Source organism: Halomonas sp. 707D4 (assembly GCF_024158685.1).
Lineage (GTDB): Bacteria > Pseudomonadota > Gammaproteobacteria > Pseudomonadales > Halomonadaceae > Vreelandella.
Genome location: NZ_JAMZBD010000186.1, coordinates 1 through 5,836, shown reverse-complemented (window position 1 = coordinate 5,836; position 5,836 = coordinate 1). Strand labels below are relative to the sequence as shown.

General features: G+C 65.8%; 5 protein-coding genes and 1 pseudogene. 4 read left to right on the top strand and 2 right to left on the bottom strand.

The features are described 5' to 3' along the window. Nucleotides 1-703 (bottom strand): pyruvate kinase (locus BIS11_RS09495; protein ID WP_253585969.1); only part of this gene is annotated, 703 nt, incomplete at its 3' end. A 270-nt stretch (nt 704-973) separates the two neighbouring features. Here BIS11_RS09495 and gap point away from each other — a divergent pair. Then, entirely contained in the window at nt 974-1,978 is a 1,005-nt protein-coding gene (gap, locus tag BIS11_RS09490; RefSeq protein WP_253424748.1) for a type I glyceraldehyde-3-phosphate dehydrogenase, read from the top strand. Between the two features lie 123 nt (nt 1,979-2,101). On the opposite strand, the gene BIS11_RS09485 is transcribed toward gap, so the two are convergent. Further along, nucleotides 2,102-4,093, bottom strand: coding sequence for a bifunctional 2',3'-cyclic-nucleotide 2'-phosphodiesterase/3'-nucleotidase (locus BIS11_RS09485; RefSeq protein WP_253585968.1), 1,992 nt, complete (start codon nt 4,091-4,093; stop codon nt 2,102-2,104). A 202-nt stretch (nt 4,094-4,295) separates the two neighbouring features. Between BIS11_RS09485 and BIS11_RS09480 the strand changes: the two genes are divergently transcribed. From BIS11_RS09480 to BIS11_RS09470, 3 genes and pseudogenes are all read left to right on the top strand, one after another. After that, nucleotides 4,296-4,817, top strand: coding sequence for a DUF3455 domain-containing protein (locus BIS11_RS09480; protein ID WP_253426426.1), 522 nt, complete (start codon nt 4,296-4,298; stop codon nt 4,815-4,817). A gap of 129 nt (nt 4,818-4,946) precedes the next feature. Beyond that, the gene (locus BIS11_RS09475) at nt 4,947-5,501 is read left to right on the top strand and encodes a sigma-70 family RNA polymerase sigma factor (protein ID WP_253426424.1); all 555 of its coding nucleotides are present in this window, start codon (nt 4,947-4,949) and stop codon (nt 5,499-5,501) included. Then, a pseudogene (locus BIS11_RS09470) lies at nt 5,498-5,836 on the top strand (RNA polymerase subunit sigma-70); the annotation flags it as partial. The gene BIS11_RS09475 and the pseudogene BIS11_RS09470, both read left to right, overlap by 4 nt.

Sequence of the window (5,836 nt, the reverse complement as noted above, 5' to 3'; positions counted from 1 at the left end):
CCGCCTCGGCGCGCTCGAGCTTGGCGACCAGGCCGATCTCGCGGCCCTCTTCGCCGAGCAGCGCGCGGGCCTCGATCATGTCCTCGGCGCTGCGCGGGAACGACACCGCCAGGTAGTCGACGCCGATCGCCACGGCGGTCTTGAGATCCTCCTTGTCCTTGTCGGTCAGCGCCGGCGCCGAAAGTCCGCCCCCCTGCTTGTTGATGCCCTTGTTGTTGGAGAGCTTGCCGCCCACGTGCACGCGGGTATGCACCTCCTGGCCTTCGATGGTGGTCACATCGAGCACCACGCGACCGTCGTCGAGCAACAGCCGGTCGCCCGGGGCGACGTCGTCGATCAGAGCCTTGTAGTCGCAGCCCACGCGCTCGGCGCTGCCGGCCTGGCCATCGAGGGCCATGTCCAGCACGAAAGCATCACCGACGTTGAGATGCACGGCGCCTTCCTCGAACCGCGCGATGCGAATCTTCGGACCCTGCAGGTCACCCAGCGCCGCTACGCTTCGGTTGAGGCGCGCGGCGATCTCGCGCACCTGCTCGAGCCGGCGGCGATGATCCTCGGCGCTGCCGTGGGAGAAGTTGAGTCGCACCACGTCGACGCCGGCCTGGATCATCTTCTCGAGCACGCCGGGGCGGTCGCTGGCCGGTCCCAGGGTGGCCACGATCTTGGTACGGCGCAGGGGAGTATAGGGGGCGGTAGTGCTCATGAAAGCGACTCCTTGGTCGACGCGAACGCGCGCGAATGCATGATGTCAGTCGGGGTGAAGGCGACAATTAACTGTTGGACTACGATAGCTTTTTTATAGTAATTTTACTACATATTCGGTCTCGGACTGTCGCTCTTGATACGGTCAAAGCCGCAGCCGGCTATCGACGGCTTTCAGTGACTACCTTTTTGTAATTTATTTACCGAATTTCTATAGTTTGTAATAGATCTGGCTTACGACGAATTTTCTATCACCCAGGCGAGGTGCCCCATGAGCATTAAGATTGCAATTAACGGTTTTGGCCGGATCGGGCGTAACGTGCTGCGCGCGCTCTACGAGAACGGCTATCGCGACCGGGTCCAGGTCGTGGCGATCAACGACCTGGGCGAGGCGTCGCTCAATGCCCACCTGCTGCGCCACGATACCGTGCATGGCCACTTCCCCTTCAGCGTCGAGCACGATGAAGAGAGCATCACCGTGGACGGCGATCGCATCGCGATCTCCTCCGAGCGCGACCCCGCCAAGCTCCCCTGGAAAGCCCTGGGCGTGGATCTGGTCATGGAGTGCACCGGGCTCTTCTCCAAGCGCGAGGCCGCCGCCAAGCACCTCGAGGCCGGTGCGGCGCGCGTGCTGATTTCCGCTCCGAGCCCGGATGCGGACGCCACCGTGGTGTTCGGCGTCAACGACGACATCCTGCGCGCCGAGCACAAGGTGGTTTCCAACGCCTCCTGCACCACCAACTGCCTGGCGCCGGTGGCCAAGGCGCTCAACGACGCCGTGGGCATCGAGAACGGCCTGATGACCACCGTTCACGCCTATACCAACGACCAGAACCTGTCGGATGTCTACCACTCAGACCCGTACCGCGCGCGCAGCGCCACCCACTCGATGATTCCGACCAAGACCGGCGCCGCCGCGGCGGTGGGCCTGGTGCTGCCGGAACTCGACGGCAAGCTCGATGGCCTGGCGGTACGCGTGCCGGTGATCAACGTCTCGTTGGTCGACCTGACCTTCACCGCCTCGCGGGATACCTCGAAAGAGGAGATCAACGCCATCGTCGAGAAGGCCGCGGCGAATTCCAAGGTGCTGGCGGTCAACGCCCAGCCGCTGGTGTCGATCGACTTCAACCATGACGCGCACTCCTCGACCTTCGACGCCAACCACACCCGCGTCAACGGCCGGCTGGTGAAGATCATGGCCTGGTACGACAACGAGTGGGGCTTCTCCAACCGCATGCTGGACACCGCGCTCGCCATGCACGAAACGGCGCAGTAGGCGCAACGCCCGGGGCATTGCCTCGGGCGGTGATCGACCGCTGTATCGAAAGGGGCGTGACACCACTGGTGCCACGCCCCTTTCTTTTTTGCGCTTTCGTTGCTCGTGCGCTCGCCGCTTCTTTCAAAGCGCGATGCGGTACAGGGCGAAGCCGTTATCGCCGTCGCCGGCGGCCTCGATGTGGGTGCTGCCGGCCACGTCCTCCAGGTGATTTGCCGCTGCCGGGCCGGTCTGGAACAGCGCCGTGGTCCCCGGCATCGGCTTGAAGGACCAGTTGAAGTCCGCCGCCGGGTCGACGGTGCCCTGCTCGACGATATAGCGCACGAGGATGTCGCGATTGGTGTCCGGGCCGACGAAGACGACCACGTCCGGGTCGATGCCCGGGAAGTTGCCGCCGCCGCCGGCCCGGTAGTTGTTGGTGGCCACCACGAAGGTCTGCTCGGGGTCGATCGGCGCGCCGTCGAACTCCAGGTCGACGATCCGGTGCGCCTCGGGGTGGGCGAGCTCGCCTTCGGCGGTATAGCGCGCCGGCTGTGACAGGTCGATGCGGTAGCGTACGCCGTCGATGACATCGAAGTTGTAGGAGGGGAAATCCGGGTCGAGCAGCGGCGCATCCGTGGCGCCTTCCGGCACCTGGAGGAACATGCCGGCGGACATCTCGAGCCACTCGCGAACCTGCGCGCCGCTGACCGCCACGGCGCGAATGGTGTTGGGGTAGAGGTAGAGATCCGCCACGTGCTTGATGGCCAGGTCCCCTGCCGGCACGTCGGTATAGTAGCTGGGCCCGCCCCGGCCGCCGGTCTTGAACGGCGCGGCGGCGGAGAGCACCGACAGGCCCGCGTACTCGCCGGCCTTGAGCATCTGCTCGATGTACCAGATCTGCGCGTTGGCGACCAGCTGGATCGAGGGGTCGTCCGCCACCAGCGCGAAGTAGGAGTGCAGCGGCGCCGCGCTGCGTCCGACCGGCGTGCGGATGTAGTCGAGCGTGGCCCGGTGGTCCTGCTCGACCGCTGCGGCCACCGGTGCGCTCGAGCCTACCTCGGCGATCACCTCGCGACGCTCGTTGCGGTGGTAGATCGGGCGCGCCTCGGTGGTGAAGTCGACGATGCGCCAGCGCCCGCCGTCGCGCTCGAGCAGCAGATCGATCAGGCCCATGTGCGAGCCCCAGAAGCCCGCCATCACCGCAGGTTTGCCCAGCAGCGTTCCGCGTCGCGGGTCGACGCCGTCGATGTGCTGGAAGTCGGTGGGCCCGGGAAACACCAGGTGCTGGTGGCCGGTGAAGAGGGCGTCGATGCCCTCGACCCCGGCCAGGTGGAGCGCGGCGTTCTCCATGCGCTCGGCAGCTCGCGCGCCATCGATGCCGGAGTGGGCCAGGGCCACGATGATGTCGGCTCCTTCCTCCTTCATGACCGGTACCCAGGCGTTGGCCGCCTCGACGATGTCGCGGGTATCGGCTCGCCCGGCCAGGTGTTTTTCGTCCCATACCATGACCTGGGGCGGCACGAAGCCGATGAAACCCACCTTGACGCTGCTGGTGCGCCCGGCACCGTCGACGAGGGTCTTCTCCTTGATCAGGTAGGGGCGCAGGAAAAGCTCGTCGTGGCGCGGGTCGCTCGCCAGTGCTCCCTTGGTCAGGTTGGCGCAGACGAAGGGAAAGTTCGCGCCGCCCAGCACCTTGAACAGGAAGTCCAGGCCGTAGTTGAACTCGTGGTTGCCGAGGGTGGCGATGTCGTAGCCCAGCACGTTCATGGCGTTGATGACCGGATGACGGTCGCCTTCGCGCATGCCGCGCTCGTAGGCGATGTAGTCGCCCATCGGATTGCCCTGCAGGAAATCGCCGTTGTCGATCAGCATCGAGTTGCTCGACTCGGCCCGCACCGCGTCGATGAGCGAGGCGGTGCGGGCAAGGCCCAGGGTCTCGTTGGGCTGGTCGGCGTAGTAGTCGTAGGGCAGCACGTTGACGTGGATGTCGGTGGTCTCCATCAGCCGCAGGTGCGCCTGACGGGGCGAGGCGTGCGCCGCGAAGGGGTGCAGCATGATCAGCGACGTCGAAGCGGCCAGGCCGCCGAGAAAGCGGCGCCGTGACAGCGTGGACGGAGTCGGGCGTGAAGGCATTCGAGGCTCCTGGGGCGAAAGGGTACCGAAGGCGTCATTCGACTATAGGCGTCATTCGACTATAAAAGAGAAGACCCGACAGTGACCAGAAAACGGGCGGCGTAAAAAAATTCGAAAAAAGTGCATCCAATGTCGCCTCTCGCGGGTATTCCCCGTACAGCCGCCGTCAGGCGCGGTTGACGACAACCCCAAGGAGACTGAAATGACTATCCAACACCTGACCCGTGCCACGTTAGCCACTGCCTTGCTTGCAACCTTCAGTCACGCTGCCCTGGCGCAGGAGCCAGAGGACGTCCAGGTACCGGACGGCAACAGCGTCGCGCTCGAGACCGTCGGCGTGGGTACCATCAAGTACATGTGCGAAACCAACGATGCCGGCGACGTCGCCTGGGTCTTCAAGGGCCCGAGTGCTGCCCTCAACGACGGCGAAGGCGCCCAGGTAGGCAGCTACTACGGCCCGCCCGCCACCTGGGAAGCGATGGACGGCTCCAAGGTGACCGGCACCGAGCTCGCCACTGCCGCCAACGGTGACGGCAACATTCCGCTTCAGCTGGTCGAAGCCAACCCGGCCGAAGGGGATGGCGCCATGAGCGGCGTGAGCTACATCCAGCGCCTGAACACCGAAGGCGGCGTGGCGCCCGACATGGCCTGCGATGCCGACCACGAAGGCGCGATCGCCATCGTCACCTACCAGGCCGACTACATCTTCTGGTCCGCCGAATAAGCCCGGCGCGATGAAAGGGCGGCTCGGTAGCCGCCTAATTAAACCAAGGGCTCGTACTGCGGGCCCTTACTCGTTATGCTACCTCGGCGCACGCGAGGGTGGGGCGGCGCGTCACGAGGGAGCGAAACTGTGTCCGACAAGACCCGGGAATTCGATTGTGCGGCGATGCTCGATCGCTGCGCGCGCGGCGACCAGGATGCGCTGCATGCCCTGTACCGCGAAGAAGGGGCGCGCATGCTCGGCGTGGTCTTTCGCATCACCCGCGAGCGCGGCATGGCCGAGGATATCGTCCATGATGCCTTCATCAACATCTGGCAGCGCGCCAGCACCTTCGACCCACAACGGGGGTCGGCCCGCACCTGGATCTTCAGCATCGCCCGCCACCTGGCGCTCAACGCCATTCGCCGGCGCGAGCGGGAAGTGGTGGGCGACGTGGAGGCGCCTGTGTCCGACGATCAGGACGCGCCTTCTGCGCCAGCGACGGACCTCTTCGACTGGCAGACCGGCCAGCGCATGGACGAGTGCCTGAAGGAGCTCGAGGCCGAGCGGCGCAACTGTGTGCTTCACGCCTACGTCGATGGCCTGAGCCATGCGGAGATCGCCGCCCAGACCGGCGCGCCTCTGGGCACGGTGAAGGCCTGGATCAAGCGCAGTCTGGTGCGTCTACGGGAGTGCATGGCATGACAGCCACTCATCGACACGACGAAGGGCACGCCCAGGCCGGCGAATACGTGCTGGGCACGCTCTCCTATGCCGAGCGGCGCGCCTTCGAGGCGCGCCTCGAGAAGGACCCCGCCCTTGAGCAGGCGGTGGCCGGGTGGGAGGAGCGCTTCTTTCCCTACAACGCCCTCACCGAGCCGCTCGCCCCGAGTGACCTGCTCTGGCCGCGCATAGAGCGCAGCCTCCAGGCGTCAGGCGCAAGCGCAGCAGCGCCACGGGGGGGAATCTGGAATCGCATCGGCCTGTGGCGGGCGGCGGCCGGGGCGGGGCTCGCCGCGAGTCTCCTGCTGGCGACGCTG

What these genes read in the sequence shown, in the direction of transcription:
- BIS11_RS09485 (WP_253585968.1), bottom strand. Translation starts at nt 4,093, where the DNA reads ATGCCTTCACGCCCGACTCCGTCCACGCTGTCACGGCGCCGCTTTCTC.
- BIS11_RS09480 (WP_253426426.1), top strand. Translation starts at nt 4,296, where the DNA reads ATGACTATCCAACACCTGACCCGTGCCACGTTAGCCACTGCCTTGCTT.
- gap (WP_253424748.1), top strand. Translation starts at nt 974, where the DNA reads ATGAGCATTAAGATTGCAATTAACGGTTTTGGCCGGATCGGGCGTAAC.